The following is a 21,563-nucleotide window of genomic DNA, read 5'->3' as shown; positions in this document are numbered from 1 at the left end:
ATCTGGCCAGACCCAATCCATGGGCGCACCGCTCCAACAATGTCCTGCAAAAAAGCCCCGCCTGATCACATCAGGCGGGGCTTTTGCGTTACCGCGCTAAATCCTTAGTTGGCGCTCACTGCCGAACGTGGGATCACCGGCTGGTTGTCGTTGGAAATGGTCACTTCCACCCGACGGTTCATCGCCCGGCCCGAGACGCTGCTGTTCTCGGCCACTGGGTACTCTTTGCCGTAACCCTGGGCAACCACGCGCGCTGGGTCGACGCCCATTTTCACCAGGGCCATGCGCACTGAGTTGGCGCGGCGCTCGGACAGGCTCTGGTTGTAATTGGCAGCGCCGGTGCTGTCGGTGTAGCCCTCGACAATTACCTTGCGGTCCGGATTCTCGGCGAGGAAATGCGCCAGTTTGTTGATGTTCACCAAGCCGCTGGATTTCAGTTCAGCCTTGTTGGTCGCAAACAGCACATCGCCGAAGGTCACCAGGGTTCCGCGATCGGTCTGCTTGGCGTTGAGGCTGTCCTGCAGTTGCTTGATCTGCGAGTCACGGGCATCAAGACGGGCCTGGGCCCGATGCGCCGAAGCATTTTTCAGGTCGGCTTCAGCGGTACGCAGGGCGATGGTCTGCTTGGCGACTTCAACACGTTGGTTGGTCAGGTACGCCAGTTGATCGACCTGTTCAGTCTTCTCGCGCTCCTGGAAGGCTTTGTCGGCCTTGTCCAGGTAGTCACTGGCTTCCTTGGTTTCCAGGGCCGCGACTTTGCTCGCTTGTGGATTGGCCTGCAGGGCCGAGTAGTTGGTCCGGGCCTGTTCCAGGTTGGCATTGGGTGGCGTCGAGCAAGCGGCCAGGGCAACGCTGGCGGCCAGGAGAGCTGGGATCATCAATTGCTTACGCATAGTGGTTCGTCCTTTCTATCGATTCGCGGGGGCACAGGGGCGTGAGGGCAGGGCTTATTGCACGCTGCGCTGGCTTTCCTGGCGCAGTTCCTGAACGCCTTGCTGAGAGTCCTTGAGCGACTGTTCGGCTTTCATCGCCTGGGCTTTGCGTTCGGCGACGCGGGCATCCCACTCAGCCTGTTCGGCCAGCAGTCGAGCCTGGTCGTATTGCTTGTCGTGCATGGCCAGTTCGGCTTGTTTGAGCTTGTCCTGGGCGGCCTTCATCTCCACGGCGGCAAACTCGGTACCGCCGGCGCTGACAGCGCTGTTGACTGCCGATTGGGTGACGGCGTATTGCTCGGTCGGCGGGTTGCCGGCGCATCCCGCCAGGACGAAGCTGCAACCGAGTGCCAGGGCGGCCAACTTGAGACCGCGCGGGAATGTGGACGTGGTTGTGGCGGTGCTGGTTTTCATGGTCTTCAACTCCATTGGATAACTCCTGAAAATCGTCAAATCCATCCTGGTCGTGGAGCCGTGAGAGCGATGAGACGAGGCCTGTGACAGCGGGTTGTGGTACGGCTGTTCCAGTGATGGTTACTGGGTGTGACCCGAGGCTTTTTTTCAAAGTTCAGAAAAGATGGCGTATCGCCCGAAAAAACTTCGAGGACTTTTGCGAGGCTCTAAACCGGGAACTTTTGCCCCGCGCAGGAGTATTCCCAAGCCACCAAGGGCTCGGGAATACGCGGTTTCAGGAGGGTCGAACGGGGTGCCGCCTAGTGTTTCTGCTTGCCGGCTGCAGCCGAAAGATCATGCAGATGTTGCCGTGACAGGGCGAGGAAACGCGGGGTAGGGCCGACGTCCTCGTAGAGCGGATCGCCCTCTTCGTCGGTGGCGATCACCTGCTGGCCCTTGATGTAGGGAAAACTTGCTTCGAGCTCTTCCAGGGCGGCGCCAATCAGTTCCCCGAGCAACTCTTCGGGGTGGCGCTTGGGGTACATTTCGCTGAGTGCCGCCAGGCGTGCAGCGGCTTCGACGTCCAGGTGAATGCTGTAGCCGGTCTTGGTCAAACGGCCTTTGGCGGTTTCTTCCCAATGCAGGGCCAGTTCACGAATTTTCATAATGACCTCAATAATCACCTGCTCGTGACAGGTTGTGATGAGTCTCCGGCGGTGGCCGGTAGCAAGCCTGGGTACGGCTTACTCATGAGACTAGCCGCAACCGCGAAGGTTTAAAGTCGATTCGTCGCCTGCTTGTAAGAACCGGCTGCGAGCGGCACTCTTGAGCCTCAAGGACTGCGCCTGATAGCTGACCGCCACTCGCTGGAGAACTGCTGATGACCGATATCGATGCACGCTTGCGCGAAGATGTTCACCTCTTGGGTGAGCTGTTGGGCAACACCATCCGCGCACAGTACGGGGATGGGTTTCTCGACAAGATCGAGCAGATTCGCAAGGGTGCCAAGGCTGACCGGCGTGGCTCCATGGACGCCGAACTGAGCGCCAGCCTCAACCAGCTGAGTGAGGACGAACTGCTGCCGGTAGCGCGGGCGTTCAACCAGTTCCTCAACCTGGCGAACATCGCCGAGCAGTACCAGTTGATCCATCGCCGCGAAGAGTCGCAGCCGGCGCCGTTCGAGGCGCGGGTCCTGCCGCAACTGCTGGCCCGGCTGCGGGCCGAGGGTCACAGTGGCGAATCACTGGCGCGGCAATTGGGCCGGCTGGAGATCGAGCTGGTGCTCACCGCGCACCCCACCGAAGTGGCGCGCCGGACCCTGATCCAGAAGTACGACGCAATTGCCGCGCAACTGGCCGCGCAGGACCATCGCGACCTCACCAGTGCCGAACGCGAGCAGATCCACCAACGCTTGCAGCGCTTGATCGCCGAGGCCTGGCACACCGAAGAAATCCGCCGCACCCGACCCACACCCGTGGACGAAGCCAAGTGGGGGTTCGCGGTGATCGAACATTCGCTGTGGCAGGCAATTCCCAATTACCTGCGCAAGGCCGACCTGGCCCTGCAGACCGCCACCGGCCTGCGTTTGCCACTGGAAGCCGCGCCAATCCGCTTCGCCTCCTGGATGGGCGGCGACCGCGACGGCAATCCCAACGTGACGGCGGCGGTGACCCGTGAGGTGTTGCTGCTGGCACGCTGGATGGCGGCAGACTTGTACCTGCGTGACGTCGATCAACTGGCAGCCGACCTGTCGATGCAACAGGCCAGCGCGGCGCTGCAGGCCAAGGCCGGCGACAGTGCCGAGCCTTACCGGGCGGTGCTCAAGCAATTGCGCGAACGCCTGCGGGCGACCCGCAACTGGGCCCAGGTCTCGTTGACGGCGAATACCCCGGCCGGGGCCGATGTGCTGCACAACAACCGCGACCTGCTGGACCCGCTGGAGCTGTGCTACCAGTCGCTGCACGAATGCGGCATGGGCGTGATTGCCGATGGCCCGCTGCTCGACTGTGTGCGCCGGGCCGTGACTTTCGGCCTGTTCCTGGTGCGCCTGGACGTACGACAGGACTCCACCCGGCATTGCTCGGCGATGACCGAGATCACCGATTACCTCGGCCTGGGGCGGTATGAAGATTGGGACGAGGAGGCGCGCATCGCGTTCCTCATGACTGAGCTGCACAATCGCCGGCCGCTGCTGCCCAGCCACTTCAAGCCTTCGGCCGATACCGCAGAGGTCCTCGCGACTTGCCGCGAAGTCGCCGCTGCACCGGCGGCTTCGCTGGGCTCCTATGTGATCTCCATGGCCGGCGCCGCCTCCGACGTGCTCGCCGTGCAACTGCTGCTCAAGGAAGCCGGGGTGCTGCGGCCGATGCGCGTGGTGCCGCTGTTCGAAACCCTGGCGGACCTGGACAACGCCGGGCCGGTGATCGAAAAGCTGTTGCTGCTGCCCGGTTATCGCGCGCGTTTGCAAGGCCCCCAGGAAGTGATGATCGGCTACTCCGATTCGGCCAAGGATGCCGGCACCACCGCCGCGGCCTGGGCCCAATACCGGGCGCAGGAGCGGCTGGTGGATATCTGCCGTGAGCAGCAAGTCGAGCTGCTGCTGTTCCATGGTCGTGGTGGGACCGTGGGCCGTGGCGGTGGTCCGGCGCATGCGGCAATTCTGTCGCAGCCGCCGGGCTCGGTGGCAGGGCGTTTCCGTACCACCGAGCAGGGCGAGATGATTCGCTTCAAATTTGGCCTGCCGGACATCGCCGAGCAAAACCTGAACCTCTATCTGGCCGCTGTGCTGGAGGCGACATTGCTCCCGCCACCGCCGCCGGAACCCGCGTGGCGGGGCTTGATGGATGAACTGGCCGCCGATGGCGTGAGCGCTTATCGCGCGGTGGTAAGGGAGAATCCGCAGTTCGTCGAATACTTCCGCCAATCCACCCCCGAGCAGGAACTGGGGCGGCTACCCCTGGGCAGTCGCCCGGCCAAGCGCCGGGCCGGAGGCATTGAAAGCCTGCGGGCGATCCCGTGGATCTTCGGCTGGACCCAGACCCGCCTGATGCTACCGGCCTGGCTGGGTTGGGAAGCGGCGCTGAGCAAGGCGCTGGCCCGTGGCGAGGGTGAACTGTTGGCGCAGATGCGCGAGCAATGGCCGTTCTTCCGCACCCGGATCGACATGTTGGAAATGGTCCTGGCCAAGGCCGACGCGGACATCGCAAGGTCCTACGACGAGCGTCTGGTGGAGGCCGATTTGCTGCCTTTGGGGGCGCATTTACGCGACCTATTGTCGCAGGCCTGCGCCGTGGTCCTGGGCCTGACTGGCCAGTCGCAGTTGCTTGCCCATAGCCCTGACACCCTGGAATTCATTCGCCTGCGCAACACCTACCTCGATCCGCTGCATCTATTGCAGGCCGAGCTGCTGGCCCGCTCGCGACAGCAGGACGTGGCGCAGGGCAGCCCGGTGGAACAGGCGTTGCTGGTGTCTGTAGCGGGGATTGCCGCCGGTTTGCGCAACACCGGCTAAGGGCCGATGGGCAACCTCGGCAGTCCGTTCTGCCTCGCCAACCGGCAGGTGAGGAGGGCTGCCGGGGCCTGGCAGGCGACACTTTGTTATGGGGTTGCGACTTGGAATACCTCGTCGCAACGGCAGGACCGGCGCGGGTTCCTCCGACTTTCGGCGGCTTGTGTGGGCCGTGCCTGCTGTGTATCTTGATCAGCCTTTGGCCGTTTGGGCGGCCCACGACCCTATTCTGAGATTGGCCCCAAGCGGCGAATCCGATCGTTTATAAATAAGAAATTGAGGAGCACATCGATGCGCGTCATTCTGCTGGGAGCTCCCGGGGCCGGTAAAGGTACTCAGGCTAAGTTCATCACCGAAAAATTCTCCATTCCGCAGATCTCCACCGGCGACATGCTGCGTGCGGCGGTCAAGGCTGGCACCGAGCTGGGCATCAAGGCCAAGGGCATCATGGATGCCGGTGGCCTGGTCTCCGACGACCTGATCATCGCCTTGGTCAAGGACCGTATCGCGCAGCCAGATTGCGCCAACGGTTTCCTGTTCGACGGTTTCCCGCGCACCATCCCGCAGGCTGAAGCACTGGTCAGCGAAGGCGTCGAGCTGGATCACGTGGTGGAAATCGCCGTCGACGACGAAGAAATCGTCCAGCGTATCGCCGGTCGTCGTGTCCACGAAGCCAGCGGCCGCGTTTACCACACCGTCTACAACCCGCCAAAACTGGCTGGCAAGGACGACATCACTGGCGAAGAGCTGGTGCAGCGCAAAGACGATACCGAAGAAACCGTGCGTCATCGCCTGTCGGTCTACCACGACCAGACCAAGCCTTTGGTGGCGTTCTACCAGAATCTCGCGGCTGCCCAGGGCAAGCCGAAGTACAGCCACATTGCAGGCGTTGGTTCGGTTGAAGCCATCACCGGCAAGGTGCTTGAAGCACTGAGCTGATAAAGCTCACTGGCTTTACGTTCAACGGCCCGCTTGCGGGCCGTTGTTGTTTATACTGACGGACTTTTTTCTACCACGTTGACGGAAACATCGATGAGTACCTTGCTGGCCCTGGACACCGCGACTGAAGCTTGCTCCGTTGCCTTGCTGCATAACGGCAAGGTAACCAGCCATTACGAGGTGATCCCGCGGCTGCATGCGCAGAAGCTGCTGCCGATGATCCAGCAATTGCTGGCCGAGGCCGGCACCACCTTGCAGGCGGTCGATGCGATTGCCTTTGGCCGTGGGCCGGGGGCGTTTACCGGGGTACGGATTGCCATCGGCGTGGTCCAGGGCCTGGCGTTTGCCTTGGACCGCCCGGTGTTGCCGGTGTCCAACCTGGCGGTGCTGGCGCAGCGCGCGTTGCGCGAGCACGGCGCGACCCAGGTGGCGGCCGCCATCGATGCCCGCATGGATGAAGTCTATTGGGGTTGCTACCGCGAAACCGCCGGTGAAATGCGCCTGGTCGGCGCCGAGGCGGTGCTGCCACCGGAAGTCGCGGCTCTGCCTGCTGATGCGGCGGGCGACTGGTTTGGTGCCGGCACCGGTTGGGGTTATGCCGAGCGCATCGCCGTCAGCCTGAGTGGCCAGGACGCCGGCATGCTGCCCCACGCCCAGGACTTGCTGAGCCTGGCGCAGTTCGCCTGGGAGCGTGGTGAAGCGATTGTCGCCGACAACGCCCAGCCGGTTTACCTGCGCGACAAAGTGGCGACGCCCAAGGCCCGCTAAGCCCTCGTCAGGGTCAGTACGTGACGTCAATCGTCAGTTTTCAGCCCGGGCTTTTAAACCTTTTGCCTTTTATGTGTTCTAGTTATCACTTGGCAATTTGCGCGTCGCAGTAAGTGCCGCTAAATTGCCATCATTGATAACGAGTTTATCTCTATGCGCGTAGACGGTTTTTCCTCGCAGTCCTATCCCATCCCCCGCAAGCCTCGCAAGGGCAGTGCGACGGTGGACGACTCCGTCCTGGACCACGACGACGAACCGCAAGTGCCCTCTGAAGAGCAACTGGCCGCCCGCGCTGCCCAGCGCCAGAGCAATCTGCCCGCGCGCCCGCAAGACCTGCTCTACCACCGTGCGATGAGCCGGCATGTCTCGCTGGCCCTGGCCAGTTACCTGAGTACCGCCGCTTTCGTCGATTGGGACATGGAAGTGCTGGGTCTCGACCTGCACATCTGATGTCGCTGCCGTATTTCCTCGGATGCCCATCCTGGAGCGAAAACGCCTGGCGCCAGTATCTGTATCCGCAAGACGCCCGTCCCAACCAATTCCTGGAGTTGTACTCGCAGGTGTTCAACGCTGTTGAAGGCAACACCACCTTCTATGCGCGCCCAGCACCGGCGACGGTGGAGCGCTGGGCGCAAACCATGCCCAGGCACTTTCGTTTTACCGCCAAGTTCCCCAGCGATATCAGCCACGGCGGTGACCTGCGTGAGCAACTGACGGCTGCAGAGTCTTTCGTGCAATTGCTCAGCCCGCTGGGTGAGCGGGTGGCGCCGTTCTGGCTGCAGCTGTCGAAGGCCTTCACCCCGCAACGCTTGCCGGAACTCGCCGGGTTTATCGACGGTTTGCAGCGGCCCCTGGCGGTGGAGGTGCGGCATCGGGATTTTTTTGCCAAGGGCGATGCCGAGCGCCAGCTCAATCGCCTGTTGCTTGCGCGTGGCGTTGAGCGGATCTGCCTGGATCCGCGAGCGCTGTTCAGTTGCACCTCGAGTGACCCTGGGGTCCTGCATGCGCAGTCGAAGAAACCTAACGTGCCGACTCGCCCGGCAGCGTTCACCCAGTGCCCGCAGGTGCGCTTCATCGGTCATCCGCTGCTGCTGGCCAATGATCCGTTCCTGACGCCCTGGGTCGAGAAAATCGCCCAGTGGATCGAAGAGGGACGCACGCCGTACATCTTCCTGCACACTGCCGACAACCTGCAGGCAGCCGCGTTGGCACAGCACTTTCATGCTCGGTTGATGACGCGTTTGCCTGGCTTGCCGGCGCTGCCTGAGCTATATAGAGAACCCGCCGCCGAGCAGCTCGGTTTGCTCTGACGACGGGCCACCCCCCCGCGACAGGAGCGAGCCAATGGCCACGCAAATCTTCAAAGCCCAAGCGTTCAAAGCCTTGCATGAAGGTCCCGGGACCTTTGTGATTCCCAATCCCTGGGATGCCGGTTCGGCCAGGATGCTCGCCAGCCTGGGTTACCAGGCGCTGGCAACCACCAGTGCCGGCTACGCGTTTTCCATGGCTCGCCCCGACGGCGCACTGAAGCTTGAGGACACCCTGGCCAACGTCCGGGCGATTGTCGCGGCCAGCGACTTGCCGGTCGCCGTCGACCTTGAAAACGGCTTTGCCGATGATCCCACTCAGTGCGCCGAAAGCCTGCTGCGTGCCGCCAGTGCCGGGGCCGTCGGCGGCTCGATCGAAGATGCCACGGGCCGCGAAGACGCTCCCATCTACTGCTTCGAGCATGCCGTGGCGCGCATCGAGGCGGCGGTGGCGGCCGCGCGCAGCCTGCCATTTCCCTTCACCTTGACCGCGCGCGCGGAGAATTATCTGCACGGCAATCCAGACCTGGCCGATACCATCCGCCGCCTGCAAGCGTTCGCCGAGGCGGGCGCCGATGTGCTGTATGCCCCCGGCCTGCGTACGGCTGAAGAAGTGCTGGCGGTCGTGCGGGCGGTGGCGCCCAAACCGGTCAACGTGTTGATGTCCGGGGGGCTCAAGCTTAACGTGGCGCAACTCAACGAGATGGGGGTCAAGCGTATCAGCGTCGGCTCGGCCATGGCCTTGGCGGCCTATGGCGAGTTCTTCCGCGCCGCCCGGGAGATTCAGGAACACGGCACCTTTGGCTTCACCGAGCGCTCGATGCCGTATGCGCAGGCCAATCAACTGTTCAAAGGCTGACTGACGGGGCGTGATGGTGAAGTGGCTGAAAGTCCTGGTGCTGCTGTTATTGCTGGTGGGGGCTGGGTTGTTCGGTGTGTGGCGGGGCTGGTTGCCTGTGTCCTCGGCGTGGAATCCCTGGGCGCCGCTGGAGGTGCAGGCGGCACCGAACCTGCTGACGCGCTACAAGCTGATGCGCCTGCGTGATAACCCGGCACTCTGTGACCAGGTACTCGCTACCTCCGGCCTGAAGTTCAGCCGCCAGGCGGACAGCCCGACCGATGCCACCTGCCCGTTGCACAACACCTTGCGGGTGTCAGGTGGCGAGGTGGCGCTGAGCAGCAGCTTTCTCGCCAGTTGTCCCCTGGCTGTGGCCTTCGCCGTGTTTCAGCGCCACGCGCTGCAGCCAGCGGCTCAGTCGGTCTACGGCCAGGCGGTGGCGCGGGTCGATCACCTGGGCAGCTTTGCCTGTCGCAATATGTACAACCGGGAAAAAGCTGCACGCAGCCAGCACGCCACGGCCAATGCCCTGGACATTGCCGGTTTTCGCCTGGCCGATGGGCGCACAGTCAACGTGCTGCGGGACTGGCCACAGGACAACGCCGACGCGGGGTTTTTGCGCCAGGTGCGCGATGACGCCTGTGAGGTGTTCAACGTGGTGCTGAGCCCGGACTACAACGCCGCTCATCGCAATCATTTTCACCTGGATACGGGGCCCTGGTGGGGCTGTCGCTGAGAGTCAGGCGGCGATGCGCAGATTGTGCAGGACGATCGGCCGCGCCCAGCGGGTGTCGAAGTCCAGTTGTTTCTGTTGTTCGACCTGTTCTTCCGGCGGATAGGGCGGCGCAGGCGGCGGCAGCAGTTGCAGTTCGAACTCGGCGATCGGCAGGAACAGCGCCCGCGGTTGCGGAGCCGGGCCTGGGGGTGGCAGGGGTTGGCCGGCCGTGAGCACCAGCGGACGCAGCCACTCGTGGTCGAAGTCCTGTTGCGCTTGCTGGGCGACTATCTCATCAGCCGGGAAGGGCGGGGCTGGCGGGTCCAGCAGTTGCATCTCGAATTCGGCGATCGGCAGGAACAACGGTTCGGGCGGGCGGATCTCGGTATCGACGATGTTGCACGCACGCTGGCTGACGATCTCGCTCAGCAACTCGGAGCCGCCAGCGGGCTCAACCGAGCTATCGATGGCAACGGGCGTGTAGTCACCTGCCGCCGGTACCCGGTCACCCAACTGATCGGCCAGGGCCTGGGCAAAAAAATCCTGCCACAGGTGACTGACGCCGCTCAGTGTTTGGGTGTTGTGCCGGCTGAATTCACGGTAAGGCGAAATAAACCCGGCGGGTACGTGTTGAATGTCTGACATTTTTCTCGGTCGACGCTCAGCTCTGGCAAAATGCTCGATAGTTTGGTTATCGGCCGTTTTTGCCGATCATTAATTTTTTGAGTGTGTTTTCTGATGAGTGAGCAACCTGCGGCCAGCCGCATCAAAGTCCAGGCCCTGGCGGATGGCTTTCAGGCGCAAGCCTTGCATTGGGCCGAGCGCCTGGGCCTGCCGCTGCAGCTGGACGATGCCGAGTTCGCCCTGCAAGTGGGTGAGCAGGGCTTGCAGTTGCAGCAACTGGGAGCGGATGCGCCCGGTCCGGTGCGGGTGGATTTCGTCGAGGGTGGCGCGGCCCATCGGCGGTTGTACGGTGGCGGCAGCGGGCAGATGATCGCCAAGGCGGTAGGCGTCGCCCAAGGCGTGCGCCCCAGGGTGCTGGATGCCACGGCGGGACTGGGCAAGGACGGTTTTGTGTTGGCCAGCCTGGGCTGTGAAATCAGCCTGATCGAACGCCAGCCGTTGATTGGCGCCTTGCTCGAGGATGGTCTGGCGCGGGCGGCAGAGGATTTCGAGGTAGCGCCGATTGTCGCGCGGATGCGCTTGCTCAAGGGCAATTCAATCGAGCTGATGCGCAACTGGGAAGGCGAACCGCCGCAGGTGATCTACCTCGACCCGATGTTCCCGCACCGTGAGAAAACCGCACTGGTGAAAAAGGAAATGCGCCTGTTTCGCCCGTTAGTGGGGGACGACGCGGATGCCCCGGCCCTGCTGGAAGCTGCCCTGGCCCTGGCCAGCCACCGGGTCGTGGTCAAGCGCCCACGCAAGGCCCCGTGCATTGCCGGGCCCAAGCCGAGTCATGCGTTGGATGGCAAGTCCAGCCGGTATGACATCTATCCGAAAAAAGCCCTCAAGTCGTAAGCCACATAGCATGCAGCTTGCAGCTGCCTATGGCCGATAGGCCCGCATAAACAACCCCACCACTTCCTGCACATGGGCTTCGGCCGCCTCGCCGATGGGCGGCTCACCGCAGCCATAGAGCAGGCGGAAATTCCCCGCGCCCTTGAGCAGGCAAAAGAAGTGCTCGGCGGCATTGCGCGGCTTGTCGATGCGCAAGGCCCCCAGTTGGTCGATCTTGCCGAGCAAGCGTTCCATACCGTTGAGCATTCGTTGCGGGCCGGCGTCGAAGAAGATCAGCGAGAGCTTCGGGTCCTGGCTACCCAGGGCCATGATCAGGCGGTGCAGGTTGACCGACTCATCGCTGTTGATCAGTTGATGAAAGCCCCGGGCAATGTTCAGCAACACATTTTCTACCGGCATGCCTTCGGGCAATTCGAAGAACAGGGTAGGCAATTGCTCTTCGCACTTGGCCATGACCGCGGCACTGAACAGCGTCTCCTTGTCATTGAAGTGGCTGTAGACGGTCAGTTTTGATACGCCGGCCTCAGCCGCCACCGCGTCCATGCTGGTGCTCGCATAACCGTTGCTCAGGAACAGGCGCTTGGCTGCCTCGAGGATCGCTTCGCGCTTGGCGAGATCTTTGGGGCGGCCGGGGCCGTTGGAAGGAGAAAGATTGTCGGACATTTTTCGCTTTTAATACTGGACTGGTGAGTTTGCTATTAATAACATACTGCCCAGTATAATTATTCCTAGCACCATTAGCGAAAGGTCGTTCACCATGTTCCGCTATGCCTTGCCCCTCGCGTTGCCAGTCAGCCTGGCGCTGTTATTAACGGCATGCGGTCACGAAGAGCCGGTGCAGGCCACCGTGCGCCCGGCCATGGTGGTCCAGCCAGAGCCTTCGGCGCAGGCGCTGGACAGCTACCCCGGTGAAGTCCGAGCGCGTTATGAGCCAGACCTGGCATTTCGCATCGGTGGCAAAGTCAGCCGACGACTGGTAGATGAAGGGCAGCGGGTCAAGGCCAACCAGGCACTGGCCGAACTCGACCCCGAGGACGTGCGCCTGCAACTGGACGCGAGCCGGGCCCAGGTTGCAGCAGCAGCGGCCAATCTCAACCTGGTTCGCGCCGAACGCGATCGGTACAAGACCCTGATGGAGCGGCAGATGGTCAGCCGCTCGCAGTACGACAATGCCGAGAACCTCTACCGCGCGGGTGAAGCACGCCTCAAGCAAATCAAGGCGGAGTTCGATGTGGCCAGCAATCAGGCCAGCTACGCGGTATTGCGCGCGCCCCAGGATGGGGTGGTGGCCAAGCGCGCAGTGGAAGTCGGGCAAGTGGTGGGTGCCGGGCAAACGGTCTTTACCCTGGCAACCGACGGCGAGCGTGAGGTGCTGATCAGCCTGCCGGAGCAGCATTTCGGCCGGTTCAAGGTCGGCCAGCCGGTCACGGTCGAACTCTGGACCCAACAGGGCCAGCGTTTCGCCGGGACGATTCGCGAGCTGTCGCCCGCCGCCGATCCCAAGTCGCGGACCTTCGCTGCGCGTATCACCTTTACCGCCGGCAAGGTTCCGGCCGAACTTGGGCAAAGTGCCCGAGTGTTCATTCAGAGCGCCGATGCGGTCGCGCTCACCGTGCCGCTGTCGGCGCTTACGGCCGAGAACGGAGCCACCTACGTATGGGTCGTGGGCGCCAACAACAAGCTGAAAAAAGTCCCGGTGCGGGTCGGCGCGTTTGGTGAAAAAACCGTGCCAGTGCTCGAGGGCTTGAACCCCGACGACTGGGTCGTGGCGGCCGGTGTGCATGTGCTCCTCGACGGCCAGCAGGTGCGGCCGGTGGATCGCTCCAACCGCGTGGTCAATCTGGCGGGCAAGGAGTAATACCCAATGGGTTTCAATCTTTCCGCATGGGCGTTGCGCAATCGCCAGATCGTACTGTTCCTGATGATCCTGCTGGCCGTCGTTGGCACCCTGTCCTACACCAAGTTGGGGCAGAGCGAGGACCCGCCGTTCACGTTCAAGGCCATGGTGATCAAGACCAATTGGCCCGGGGCAACCGCCCAGGAGGTCTCGCGCCAGGTCACCGAACGCATCGAAAAGAAGCTGATGGAAACCGGCGAGTACGAGCGCATTGTCTCGTTTTCGCGCCCCGGCGAATCCCAGGTGACGTTCATTGCCCGCGACTCGATGCACTCGCAGCAGATTCCCGAGCTGTGGTACCAGGTGCGCAAGAAGGTCAGCGACATTCGCCAGACCCTGCCACCAGGAATCCAGGGACCCTTCTTCAACGATGAATTCGGCACCACCTTCGGCAACATCTATGCGTTGACCGGCGAGGGGTTTGATTACGCGGTGCTCAAGGATTATGCCGACCGGATCCAGATCCAGCTGCAGCGGGTCAAGGATGTCGGCAAGGTCGAGCTGCTCGGGGTGCAGGACGAGAAGATCTGGATCGAGCTGTCCAACGTCAAGCTCGCCACCCTGGGCTTGCCCCTGGCTGCTGTGCAGCAGGCGCTGGAGGAGCAGAACGCGCTGTCCAATGCCGGCTTCTTTGAAACCGGCAGCGAGCGCCTGCAACTGCGGGTCACGGGTAACTTCGAGACGGTGGAGCAGATCCAGCGGTTTCCAATCCGGGTCGGCGACCGGACGTTGCGGATTGCCGACGTGGCCGATGTGCGTCGCGGTTTCAACGATCCACCGGCGCCGCGCATGCGCTTCATGGGTGAAGATGCGATCGGTCTGGCAGTGGCGATGAAGGACGGCGGCGACATCCTGGTACTGGGCAAGGCCCTGGAACTGGAGTTCGAGCGCATCCAGAACAACTTGCCGGCCGGCATGCAGCTGCGCAAGGTTTCGGATCAGCCGGCGGCGGTGAAAACCAGTGTCGGTGAGTTCGTGCAAGTGTTGGCCGAAGCGCTGGCGATTGTCCTGCTGGTGAGTTTCTTCTCGCTCGGCGTGCGCACCGGCATGGTGGTTGCCCTGGCTATCCCCCTGGTGCTGGCGATGACCTTTGCCTGCATGTATTACCTGGGCATCGGCCTGCACAAGATTTCCCTGGGGGCGCTGGTGCTGGCCCTGGGGCTGCTGGTGGACGACGCGATCATTGCCGTGGAAATGATGGCGATCAAAATGGAGCAGGGCTACGACCGCTTCAAGGCCGCCAGCTATGCCTGGACCAGTACCGCCTTCCCAATGCTCACCGGCACCTTGATCACTGCCGCCGGCTTCCTGCCGATTGCCACGGCGCAATCGGGTACCGGCGAATACACCCGCTCGATCTTCCAGGTGGTGACCATCGCGTTGCTGGCGTCCTGGGTGGCGGCGGTGGTGTTCGTGCCGTACCTGGGCGAAAAGCTGCTGCCGGACCTGGCAAAGATTCACGCCGCCAAGCACGGCGCTGGCCAGCCCGATCCTTATGGCACGCCGTTCTATCAACGGGTCCGACGGTTGGTGGAGTGGTGCGTGCGCCGGCGTAAAACGGTGATTGCACTGACCATCGTGCTGTTCGTGGCCTCGGTGGTGCTGTTCCGGTTTGTCCCGCAGCAGTTCTTTCCAGCCTCCGGCCGCCTGGAGTTGATGGTCGACCTGAAGCTGGCCGAAGGTGCCTCGCTGAGCAATACCACCGCTGAGGTCAAGCGCCTGGAGGCATTGGTCAAGGAACACGCCGGCATCGAAAACTACGTGGCCTACATCGGCACCGGTTCGCCGCGTTTCTACCTGCCACTGGACCAGCAATTGCCGGCGGCGAGCTTTGCCCAGTTCGTGGTGCTGGCCAATACCATCGAGGAGCGGGAGAACCTGCGGACCTGGCTGATCGAAACCCTCAACGAGCAGTTCCCGGCATTGCGCTCACGGGTGACGCGCCTGGAAAACGGCCCGCCGGTGGGTTACCCGGTGCAGTTCCGGGTGACCGGCGAGCACATCGAGGAGGTGCGTGCCCTGGCCCGCAAAGTGGCGGCCAAGGTGCGTGAGAACCCCCATGTGGTCAATGTGCACCTGGATTGGGAAGAGCCGAGCAAGGTGGTGTACCTCAATGTCGATCAGGACCGGGCCCGGGCACTGGGCGTGAGCACGGCCAACCTGTCGAAGTTTTTGCAAAGCTCGCTGACCGGTTCCAGCGTCAGTCAGTACCGCGAAGACAACGAGTTGATCGAAATCCTCTTGCGCGGCACCTTGCACGAACGCAGCGAACTGTCGCTGCTGTCGAGCCTGGCGGTGCCGACCGATAACGGCAAGAGCGTGGCGCTGTCCCAGGTCGCGACCCTGGAATACGGCTTTGAGGAGGGCATCATCTGGCACCGCGACCGCTTGCCCAACGTGACGGTGCGCGCCGATATCTACGGCAAGGAACAACCGGCCACCCTGGTCCAGCAGATCTTGCCGACCCTGGCGCCGATTCGCGCCGAACTGCCCGACGGCTACCTGCTGGATGTCGGCGGCACGGTGGAAGACTCGGCCCGCGGCCAGAACTCGGTGAAGGCCGGTGTGCCGCTGTTCATTGTGGTGGTGCTGACCTTGCTGATGCTGCAATTGCGCAGCTTCTCGCGCACCGCGATGGTGTTCCTGACGGCGCCGCTGGGGCTGATCGGTGTCACCTTGTTCCTGATCGTGTTTCGCCAGCCGTTCGGTTTTGTGGCGATGCTGGGCACCATCGCCCTGTCGGGGATGATCATGCGTAACTCGGTGATCCTGGTGGACCAGATCGAACAGGACATTCGGGCCGGTCTCAAGCCTTGGCAGGCGATCATCGAAGCCACGGTGCGACGCTTCCGGCCCATCGTGCTGACGGCGCTGGCGGCCGTGCTGGCGATGATCCCGCTGTCGCGCAGCGTGTTCTTCGGCCCGATGGCCGTGGCCATCATGGGCGGCCTGATCGTCGCCACGGCACTGACCCTATTGTTCCTGCCGGCACTGTATGCGGCGTGGTTCAGGGTGAAGAGAGAGTGAGGATTTGACTGGCAGTTGATCGGCGTTCCTTGTCTCAATATTTAAGAATGTTGAGACAAGGTCGTTGGTGTGTTGTACTTCTGTCTCAGTTTTATTATTTTTTGAGACAGAGATGATCAAGGGTCCGCCCATCGTAGATCCCGACGTTCTAGAAAAACTTGGGATCTCACCCTACAAAGAAAAGCTCGTGCAATATTTGGCCCTGCTCAAGCCACTGGATAGTCAGGGTCGTTATCTGCCATTCGATGAGCTGCGTTATCGCTGGCCGCCAGGCCTGGATACGACGCTGTGTTGGGCCTTGGTGAAAAAGGCGCGCATGGCCCAGTACAGCCAACTGCTGCCATTGGGGGAGCCCAACCAATGGACTCACTTCATCGTCACCCCGCTGGCGCAGAAAACCCTGTCGGTGGTCGACCGTCAGGCAACCACTGCCGCGCTGGAGTACATGACTCATCACATCGGTGAGACGGCGCATTTCGCCTACTTGCTCAATGACCTGATCGAAGACGAAGCCATCAGCAGTAGCCAGCTAGAAGGTGCTGCGACCACCACGCAGGTGGCCAAGGACATGCTCAAGCGCAATCGCCTGCCTCGTTCTGCTGATGAGCGGATGGTCATTGGCAACTACAAGATGATGACGTTTGCCTGGGAGAAACGTTATGAGCCGTTGAGCCTCGAACTCATCAGCCAGCTTCATCGCGTGGGGGTTGAAGATATCGATGATGCGCAGTATTCGCCGGGGCTTTTTCGCAGCAATGATGACGTCGTGGTGCAGGACGGTGAGGGCAATACCGTCCATACCCCACCTCCGGCATCAGGCATCGGCGCTCGCCTCAGCGGTTTGGCACATTGGATCAACCAGTCGCAAAACGACCCGTTGCAGGCCGACTATGTGCACCCGATGATCAAGGCTATCGCCCTGCATTTTGCGATGGGTTATGAGCATCCATTTCGCGATGGCAACGGTCGGGTGGCGCGGGCGCTGTTTTACTGGTTCATGTTCAAGAATGATTTTTCCGCGTTTCGCTACATTGCTATCAGCATTCTGTTGCGCAATGCACCCGTGAAGTACGGTCGCTCCTACCTGGCTACCGAAAGTGATGGGCTGGACCTGACGTATTTCATCGACCATCAGTGCTCGGTCATATTGCGCGCAGTCACCGAGTTTTCGGCGGTGTATCGCAAGAGTCTGGTCTATGCCCAAGGATTTGATCGTTGGCTTGAGGAGTCGGGACTGTTCAAGCAATTGACGGACAAGCAACGAACGGTATTTCAGGTAGCCAAGAGTGGCATGGCCAAAGAGTTCACCGCCGTCAATGTGAAGGAGAACCTGAACTGCTCTTACAACACCGCTGCCAGCACACTGAACGGTCTGGTCGAACTCAAGGTGTTCGAGAAGAAAAAGATGGGGCGCGAGTGGGTGTTCTTTCTGCGTGACGCATTGCACATCCAAGCAGACCGAAGCAGCCCGTAGCAGCTGTCGAGCCTGCGAGGCTGCGTTCGGCTGCGAAGCAGACGCCAAGGAGCCACATTAGCCCAGCGAGGACTTCGTCCTCGAACGCAGCCTCGCGGGCTCGGCAGCTGCTAGAGAGTTCCTTGGCGTACGGCGTCGACGCGCACTTGCAGCGGCTGGGGATCCTTGCCGTCCAGTTGCACGGCGTGATGTTCGGTGGTGATGAACAGCAGCTTGCCGTCGTTTTCGATCCGCGCGCTCACCGAGTAGCGGTGGCCAGGTTCAACTTGCAGGGGATCGTAGCTGAGGTGGAACTTCAGGGGGACCTGGCCTTGAACCGGACCTTTGTGTTCGTCGATCACCCGGGCCGGTGCATCGGCGAGGGACACGTCCTGCAGGCTGACACTCAAGGTCGCAGTCGGCGGCAAAGCAATGCGTTGCAGGTAGAAGACCTCCCCGTCCAGGGACGCCTTGGGCTCGGAGGAGGGTGTCTGGCAAGCGGTAAGCAGGGCTGCGGCGGCGAGCAGGGTGAGTTTTTTCATCACGGATCTCCGTAGCGAGGGCTCCAGTATCAGACTGGCGCCCTGATTCATTTAGACAGTCGGTGGCGTTTCAGGTTGATCGGCGGCGTCTTCACTGCGATGCAGCGCGACCTGGCGGATCGACAGGCGAATTTCCGCCGGTAATACACGTTTGGCCACGCCTTCGGCCAACTCCCCCAGCAACTCGTGATGGCTGAGCTTGCCGGCTTCGTCGCGCCGCAGCACGTCGAGGTCGAGCAGGGTCTGGATGAAGTGGCGGAACAGGCTCTTGTCGAAGAACTCGGGAGCGTTGAGGCCGTGCAGGATCGACAGGCGCTGGGCCATGACTGTGCACAGGTCCTCCAGTTCTTCGGCGCTGAGGGTGTTCTGGCCGCTGTTGAGCAGCAGCGAGATGGCCATGTAGAAACGCTGCAGGGTCTGGGCGATGCTCTTGGACAGCAGGGTCAGCAACACGAAATGTCGCGAGCTGGGGGCCGGCCGCAGGTACACATCGTTTTCCAGGCGCAGCAGGCCTTGCTCGACAAAGGCTTCCAGCCACTGGTCGATCACCGCGTCCAGTTCGTCCAGCGACCAGCGAATGAACAGCTCCGATTGCAGGTACGGGTACAGCGCGCGGGTATAGCGCAGGATCTGTTCGCGGTTCATCCGCGAGGCGCTCTGGAAGAAGCTGGCGAGCAATGCCGGCAGGGCGAAGATGTGCAGCACGTTGTTGCGGTAGTAGGTCATCAGGACGGCGTTTTGCTCATCCAGATAGAGAATCTTGCCCAGTGCATCGCTTTGTTCGGACAGCAGGTCCATGTCCTTGACGTGTTCGATCAGCGCGCGGCCGTCGCCTTCCGGCAAGGTGGTGTGCGGCGAGTAAGGTACACGGCGCAGCAGCGCCAAATAGAGGTCGAGCACCCGCGCCATGGCCCGGTCGTCCAGCGCCAGGCGGCTGGTGGAGAGTAATGCCAGGGCCACCAGGTTGACCGGGTTGATCGCCGCCGCCTCGTTGAGGTGACGCGCTACACGCTCGCCCAGGCGGTTGGTGGTTTCGTTGAGCCAGGCGGGCTTGAACTGCGGGCCCAGGTCCTGGCTGCGCCAGTCCGGTTGCTCGCTGTCGAGAAACTCGGCCAGTTTGATCGGCTCGCCGAAGTTCACCGCGACCTGGCCGAAGCGCTGCTTGAGTGCGCCGATGACTTTGAAGATATCGAAGATCGACTCTTTCTTCTTGCTCGCGCCGCGCAATTCACCCAGGTAGGTACGGCCTTCCAGCACCCGTTCGTAGCCGATATAGACCGGCACGAAGACGATGGGCATGCGCGACGAGCGCAGGAAGCTGCGCAGGGTGATGGCCAGCATCCCGGTCTTGGGTTGCAGCATGCGCCCGGTGCGCGAGCGGCCGCCCTCGACGAAGTACTCCACCGGGAAGCCCTTGGTGAACAGGGTGTGCAGGTATTCGTTGAACACCGAGGTGTAGAGCGGGTTGCCCTTGAAGGTGCGACGCATGAAAAACGCCCCGCCACGGCGCAGCAGGCCACCGATCACCGGCATGTTGAGGTTGATCCCGGCGGCGATGTGCGGCGGGGTCAGGCCGTTGCGAAACAACAGGTAGGACAGCAGCAGGTAGTCGATGTGGCTGCGGTGGCACGGCACGTAGATCACTTCGTGACCCTGGGCGACCTTCTGCACGCCCTCGATGTGGTTGACCTTGATGCCGTCGTAGATCTTGTTCCAGAACCAGCTCAGCACCACTTCCAGAAAACGGATCGCGGTGTAGGTGTAGTCCGAGGCGATCTCGTTGCCGTACCGCAGGGCCTGGGCCTTGGCTTTTTCCGGCGAAATGTTCTCGCGCTCGGCTTCGTCGAGGATCGCCTGTTTGACCAGCGGCTGGTTGAGCAGGCCCTTGACCAGGTTGCGGCGGTGGGAAATGTCCGGGCCGATCACCGCGGCCTTGAGGTTGCGAAAGTGCACCCGCAGGATGCGCTGGGCCATGCGCACGGTGCGTTCGTGGCCCTTGTTGTGGTCGATCAGTTCGCGCAAGTGAATCGGTGCGGAGAACTGCACCCGGGTCTTGCGTCCCAGGATCATGATACTCAGCAGGCGACGCAGGCGGCCGGTGACGGCCCAGCTGTCGGCGAACAGCAGCTTCCATGGGCTCGATTCGCTGTCTGGCGACTGGCCCCAGAACACGCTGACCGGAATGATCTGCGCGTCTTCGACGGCGTTCTGGCTCAGGGCGCTGACCAGGCGGGTCAGGGTCGGCGGTGCGCCGCGTTTGTCCTGGCGGCCGAGCCAGTCCGGCTCCGGTGTCAGGTAGAAGAACGCGGCCGGCTCCAGCAGGCTGCCCACCGATACCGGCAGCACCGGACGCGGCAGACCGGCCTTGGTGCACTCGGTGTCGAGCACGGCGAGGTCGGTCAGTGAGGGGTTTTGCAGGACGTAGAACACCGGGCGACTGCAGTCGAGGTTGAGGGTAAAGGACGACTGGTTGATCGTCTCCGAGCGGACCCAGAGGTACAACAGTCGGCGCAAGGTGCCAAACACTAGACGGCGGAGCGGGGAGCGGGTCATACGGCTTCTGCTTTGAGTTGGATAAACCGAGCAAGCGCTCGGGGCCGCTAGTGTGCCGTATTCGTCGAAAATCGGCAAAAAGGTGGCGAAGTATTGTTGAGTTGAGAGTTTTTGCGGCTGGCATATACTCGGCCAGCCGTTTGCCACTATCGACCCGGATGTTTACCGATCATCGAGTCCTGGCAAACGTATTACAGGCTTGTCCATGAACAAGCCGACTTAATAATAAAAATGGGAGTACTGATTGATGGCAACGCGCGAGACCGGCAACGTGAAGTGGTTCAACGACGCCAAGGGTTATGGCTTCATCCAGCGTGAGGGGGGAGCCGATGTGTTCGTGCACTACCGTGCGATCCGTGGCGAAGGCCACCGCTCGCTGGTCGAGGGCCAGCAGGTGGAATACGCCGTGGTGGACGGGCAGAAGGGGTTGCAGGCTGAGGATGTGGTAGGGCTGTAAGCTCAGGTCCTCAGTACACGCAAGACCAGTGTGGGAGCGGGCTTGCCCGCGAAAGCGGTTTGGCACTCACATCAATGCTGGATGTGCCATCGTCTTCGCGGGCAAGCCCGCTCCCACAGGTTGAGTAGATGTACCCAAAATTTGCGAACACCCAGAACCAATGTAGGAGCTAGCCTGCTAGCGATGGGGCCGGTCCATTCAACATCGATGGTGGCTGACATACCGCCATCGCGGGCAAGCCCGTTCCCACAGGTGATTAAGCAGTTTTCCAGGTGATCTCTTCTTCACCGTCAGCGCTGATGCGCATCCAGCGATCAGCCGATTCCTCACCTTCTTCCTCGACCCAGGTCCCCGGCGCGCAGCGTACTTCGACGTTCAGCGCGGCAAACGCGGCGCGGGCGCAGGCGATGTCGTCGTCCCATGGGGTCTGGTCGCTTTCCAGGTACAGGCTGTTCCACTTGCCCACGGCTTTTGGCAGCCAGGTAACGGGCACGTTGCCGGCCTTGCACTTATAGGTCTGGCCTTTCTGCACCCAGTCGGTGCAAGGGCCCAGCGCAGCGCCGAGCCAGGCAGCGATAGCCTTGTAGTCGACGTCGGCGTCTTTGAGGTAAATCTCGATATCGGGTTGGCGCATGGATGTTCCTCACGGCAAGTTTCGAAAAATCCATTCGCGGATTTAGCCGGCCCACGCCATTGGCGGGGGCCAAAAGTTA

Annotated in this window: 20 protein-coding genes; 12 read left to right on the top strand and 8 right to left on the bottom strand. The window is 62.0% G+C overall.

The window, feature by feature from the left end; genetic code table 11:
* Positions 1–104: 104 nt before the first annotated feature.
* The 3 genes from ACM6IP_RS20405 to ACM6IP_RS20395 form a co-directional block, all read right to left on the bottom strand.
* Entirely contained in the window at positions 105–893 is a 789-nt protein-coding gene (locus ACM6IP_RS20405) for an OmpA family protein (protein ID WP_159994001.1), read from the bottom strand.
* Between the two features lie 54 nt (positions 894–947).
* Positions 948–1,361 (bottom strand): DUF4398 domain-containing protein, encoded by a 414-nt coding sequence (locus ACM6IP_RS20400; RefSeq protein WP_095166735.1) that lies wholly within the window; start codon positions 1,359–1,361, stop codon positions 948–950.
* Between the two features lie 284 nt (positions 1,362–1,645).
* Positions 1,646–1,990 (bottom strand): pilin assembly protein, encoded by a 345-nt coding sequence (locus ACM6IP_RS20395; protein WP_095166736.1) that lies wholly within the window; start codon positions 1,988–1,990, stop codon positions 1,646–1,648.
* A 215-nt stretch (positions 1,991–2,205) separates the two neighbouring features.
* Here ACM6IP_RS20395 and ppc point away from each other — a divergent pair, with 215 nt between their 5' ends.
* From ppc to ACM6IP_RS20360, 7 genes are all read left to right on the top strand, one after another.
* Positions 2,206–4,836: a phosphoenolpyruvate carboxylase gene (gene ppc, locus ACM6IP_RS20390; protein ID WP_095166738.1), complete on the top strand. Its 2,631-nt coding sequence runs from the start codon at positions 2,206–2,208 to the stop codon at positions 4,834–4,836.
* 288 nt (positions 4,837–5,124) lie between these two features.
* Positions 5,125–5,772, top strand: a complete 648-nt coding sequence (adk, locus tag ACM6IP_RS20385) for an adenylate kinase (protein WP_095166739.1) — start codon at positions 5,125–5,127, stop codon at positions 5,770–5,772.
* Positions 5,773–5,865: 93 nt separating this feature from the next.
* On the top strand, positions 5,866–6,540 hold the full coding sequence (gene tsaB / locus ACM6IP_RS20380; RefSeq protein ID WP_095166741.1) for a tRNA (adenosine(37)-N6)-threonylcarbamoyltransferase complex dimerization subunit type 1 TsaB: 675 nt from the start codon (positions 5,866–5,868) through the stop codon (positions 6,538–6,540).
* Positions 6,541–6,693: 153 nt separating this feature from the next.
* Positions 6,694–6,990: a hypothetical protein gene (locus ACM6IP_RS20375; protein ID WP_095166743.1), complete on the top strand. Its 297-nt coding sequence runs from the start codon at positions 6,694–6,696 to the stop codon at positions 6,988–6,990.
* On the top strand, positions 6,990–7,850 hold the full coding sequence (locus ACM6IP_RS20370; RefSeq protein ID WP_401130086.1) for a DUF72 domain-containing protein: 861 nt from the start codon (positions 6,990–6,992) through the stop codon (positions 7,848–7,850). Before ACM6IP_RS20375 ends, ACM6IP_RS20370 begins: the two co-directional genes overlap by 1 nt.
* 34 nt (positions 7,851–7,884) lie before the next feature.
* Complete coding sequence (locus ACM6IP_RS20365; RefSeq protein WP_159994009.1) at positions 7,885–8,706, top strand: isocitrate lyase/PEP mutase family protein; 822 nt, start codon at positions 7,885–7,887, stop codon at positions 8,704–8,706.
* Positions 8,707–8,719: 13 nt separating this feature from the next.
* A complete protein-coding gene (locus tag ACM6IP_RS20360) occupies positions 8,720–9,421 on the top strand; it encodes an extensin family protein (RefSeq protein WP_414862173.1) in 702 nt (233 codons plus the stop codon).
* A gap of 3 nt (positions 9,422–9,424) precedes the next feature.
* Here ACM6IP_RS20360 and ACM6IP_RS20355 read toward each other — a convergent pair whose 3' ends face one another.
* Positions 9,425–10,045, bottom strand: a complete 621-nt coding sequence (locus ACM6IP_RS20355) for an energy transducer TonB (protein WP_414862172.1) — start codon at positions 10,043–10,045, stop codon at positions 9,425–9,427.
* Positions 10,046–10,138: 93 nt separating this feature from the next.
* Here ACM6IP_RS20355 and ACM6IP_RS20350 point away from each other — a divergent pair, with 93 nt between their 5' ends.
* A complete protein-coding gene (locus tag ACM6IP_RS20350; RefSeq protein ID WP_095166750.1) occupies positions 10,139–10,921 on the top strand; it encodes a class I SAM-dependent methyltransferase in 783 nt (260 codons plus the stop codon).
* 27 nt (positions 10,922–10,948) lie between these two features.
* Here ACM6IP_RS20350 and ACM6IP_RS20345 read toward each other — a convergent pair whose 3' ends face one another.
* Positions 10,949–11,584, bottom strand: coding sequence for a TetR/AcrR family transcriptional regulator (locus ACM6IP_RS20345; protein ID WP_159994015.1), 636 nt, complete (start codon positions 11,582–11,584; stop codon positions 10,949–10,951).
* 94 nt (positions 11,585–11,678) lie between these two features.
* On the opposite strand from ACM6IP_RS20345, the gene ACM6IP_RS20340 reads away from it, so the two are divergent.
* The 3 genes from ACM6IP_RS20340 to ACM6IP_RS20330 all read left to right on the top strand — a co-directional run bounded on the left by ACM6IP_RS20340 (position 11,679) and on the right by ACM6IP_RS20330 (position 17,319).
* Entirely contained in the window at positions 11,679–12,779 is a 1,101-nt protein-coding gene (locus ACM6IP_RS20340; protein WP_159994017.1) for an efflux RND transporter periplasmic adaptor subunit, read from the top strand.
* 6 nt (positions 12,780–12,785) lie between these two features.
* Complete coding sequence (locus ACM6IP_RS20335) at positions 12,786–15,845, top strand: efflux RND transporter permease subunit (RefSeq protein WP_414862171.1); 3,060 nt, start codon at positions 12,786–12,788, stop codon at positions 15,843–15,845.
* A gap of 112 nt (positions 15,846–15,957) precedes the next feature.
* The gene (locus tag ACM6IP_RS20330; RefSeq protein WP_414862185.1) at positions 15,958–17,319 is read left to right on the top strand and encodes a Fic family protein; all 1,362 of its coding nucleotides are present in this window, start codon (positions 15,958–15,960) and stop codon (positions 17,317–17,319) included.
* A 110-nt stretch (positions 17,320–17,429) separates the two neighbouring features.
* Here the strand turns inward: ACM6IP_RS20330 and ACM6IP_RS20325 are convergent, their stop codons facing one another.
* Together ACM6IP_RS20325 and plsB are read right to left on the bottom strand one after the other, a co-directional pair.
* On the bottom strand, positions 17,430–17,840 hold the full coding sequence (locus ACM6IP_RS20325) for a YbaY family lipoprotein (RefSeq protein ID WP_414862170.1): 411 nt from the start codon (positions 17,838–17,840) through the stop codon (positions 17,430–17,432).
* A 51-nt stretch (positions 17,841–17,891) separates the two neighbouring features.
* Entirely contained in the window at positions 17,892–20,393 is a 2,502-nt protein-coding gene (gene plsB, locus ACM6IP_RS20320; protein WP_414862169.1) for a glycerol-3-phosphate 1-O-acyltransferase PlsB, read from the bottom strand.
* Positions 20,394–20,640: 247 nt separating this feature from the next.
* On the opposite strand from plsB, the gene ACM6IP_RS20315 reads away from it, so the two are divergent.
* On the top strand, positions 20,641–20,850 hold the full coding sequence (locus ACM6IP_RS20315) for a cold-shock protein (RefSeq protein WP_095166762.1): 210 nt from the start codon (positions 20,641–20,643) through the stop codon (positions 20,848–20,850).
* A gap of 256 nt (positions 20,851–21,106) precedes the next feature.
* On the opposite strand, the gene ACM6IP_RS20310 is transcribed toward ACM6IP_RS20315, so the two are convergent.
* Positions 21,107–21,484, bottom strand: coding sequence for a hypothetical protein (locus tag ACM6IP_RS20310; protein WP_065932867.1), 378 nt, complete (start codon positions 21,482–21,484; stop codon positions 21,107–21,109).
* Positions 21,485–21,563: the final 79 nt, after the last annotated feature.

The organism is Pseudomonas sp. IT-P176 (genome assembly GCF_949767245.1).
GTDB lineage: Bacteria > Pseudomonadota > Gammaproteobacteria > Pseudomonadales > Pseudomonadaceae > Aquipseudomonas.
The sequence above is the reverse complement of the archived record's forward strand: the minus strand, read 5'-3'. Positions and strand labels throughout refer to the sequence as shown.

Excerpts from the sequence above, each read along its gene's own strand:
- ACM6IP_RS20405 (WP_159994001.1), bottom strand. The coding sequence starts at position 893 with ATGCGTAAGCAATTGATGATCCCAGCTCTCCTGGCCGCCAGCGTTGCC.
- ACM6IP_RS20400 (WP_095166735.1), bottom strand. The coding sequence starts at position 1,361 with ATGGAGTTGAAGACCATGAAAACCAGCACCGCCACAACCACGTCCACA.
- ACM6IP_RS20395 (WP_095166736.1), bottom strand. The coding sequence starts at position 1,990 with ATGAAAATTCGTGAACTGGCCCTGCATTGGGAAGAAACCGCCAAAGGC.
- ppc (WP_095166738.1), top strand. The coding sequence starts at position 2,206 with ATGACCGATATCGATGCACGCTTGCGCGAAGATGTTCACCTCTTGGGT.
- adk (WP_095166739.1), top strand. The coding sequence starts at position 5,125 with ATGCGCGTCATTCTGCTGGGAGCTCCCGGGGCCGGTAAAGGTACTCAG.
- tsaB (WP_095166741.1), top strand. The coding sequence starts at position 5,866 with ATGAGTACCTTGCTGGCCCTGGACACCGCGACTGAAGCTTGCTCCGTT.
- ACM6IP_RS20375 (WP_095166743.1), top strand. The coding sequence starts at position 6,694 with ATGCGCGTAGACGGTTTTTCCTCGCAGTCCTATCCCATCCCCCGCAAG.
- ACM6IP_RS20370 (WP_401130086.1), top strand. The coding sequence starts at position 6,990 with ATGTCGCTGCCGTATTTCCTCGGATGCCCATCCTGGAGCGAAAACGCC.
- ACM6IP_RS20365 (WP_159994009.1), top strand. The coding sequence starts at position 7,885 with ATGGCCACGCAAATCTTCAAAGCCCAAGCGTTCAAAGCCTTGCATGAA.
- ACM6IP_RS20360 (WP_414862173.1), top strand. The coding sequence starts at position 8,720 with ATGGTGAAGTGGCTGAAAGTCCTGGTGCTGCTGTTATTGCTGGTGGGG.
- ACM6IP_RS20355 (WP_414862172.1), bottom strand. The coding sequence starts at position 10,045 with ATGTCAGACATTCAACACGTACCCGCCGGGTTTATTTCGCCTTACCGT.
- ACM6IP_RS20350 (WP_095166750.1), top strand. The coding sequence starts at position 10,139 with ATGAGTGAGCAACCTGCGGCCAGCCGCATCAAAGTCCAGGCCCTGGCG.
- ACM6IP_RS20345 (WP_159994015.1), bottom strand. The coding sequence starts at position 11,584 with ATGTCCGACAATCTTTCTCCTTCCAACGGCCCCGGCCGCCCCAAAGAT.
- ACM6IP_RS20340 (WP_159994017.1), top strand. The coding sequence starts at position 11,679 with ATGTTCCGCTATGCCTTGCCCCTCGCGTTGCCAGTCAGCCTGGCGCTG.
- ACM6IP_RS20335 (WP_414862171.1), top strand. The coding sequence starts at position 12,786 with ATGGGTTTCAATCTTTCCGCATGGGCGTTGCGCAATCGCCAGATCGTA.
- ACM6IP_RS20330 (WP_414862185.1), top strand. The coding sequence starts at position 15,958 with ATGATCAAGGGTCCGCCCATCGTAGATCCCGACGTTCTAGAAAAACTT.
- ACM6IP_RS20325 (WP_414862170.1), bottom strand. The coding sequence starts at position 17,840 with ATGAAAAAACTCACCCTGCTCGCCGCCGCAGCCCTGCTTACCGCTTGC.
- plsB (WP_414862169.1), bottom strand. The coding sequence starts at position 20,393 with ATGACCCGCTCCCCGCTCCGCCGTCTAGTGTTTGGCACCTTGCGCCGA.
- ACM6IP_RS20315 (WP_095166762.1), top strand. The coding sequence starts at position 20,641 with ATGGCAACGCGCGAGACCGGCAACGTGAAGTGGTTCAACGACGCCAAG.
- ACM6IP_RS20310 (WP_065932867.1), bottom strand. The coding sequence starts at position 21,484 with ATGCGCCAACCCGATATCGAGATTTACCTCAAAGACGCCGACGTCGAC.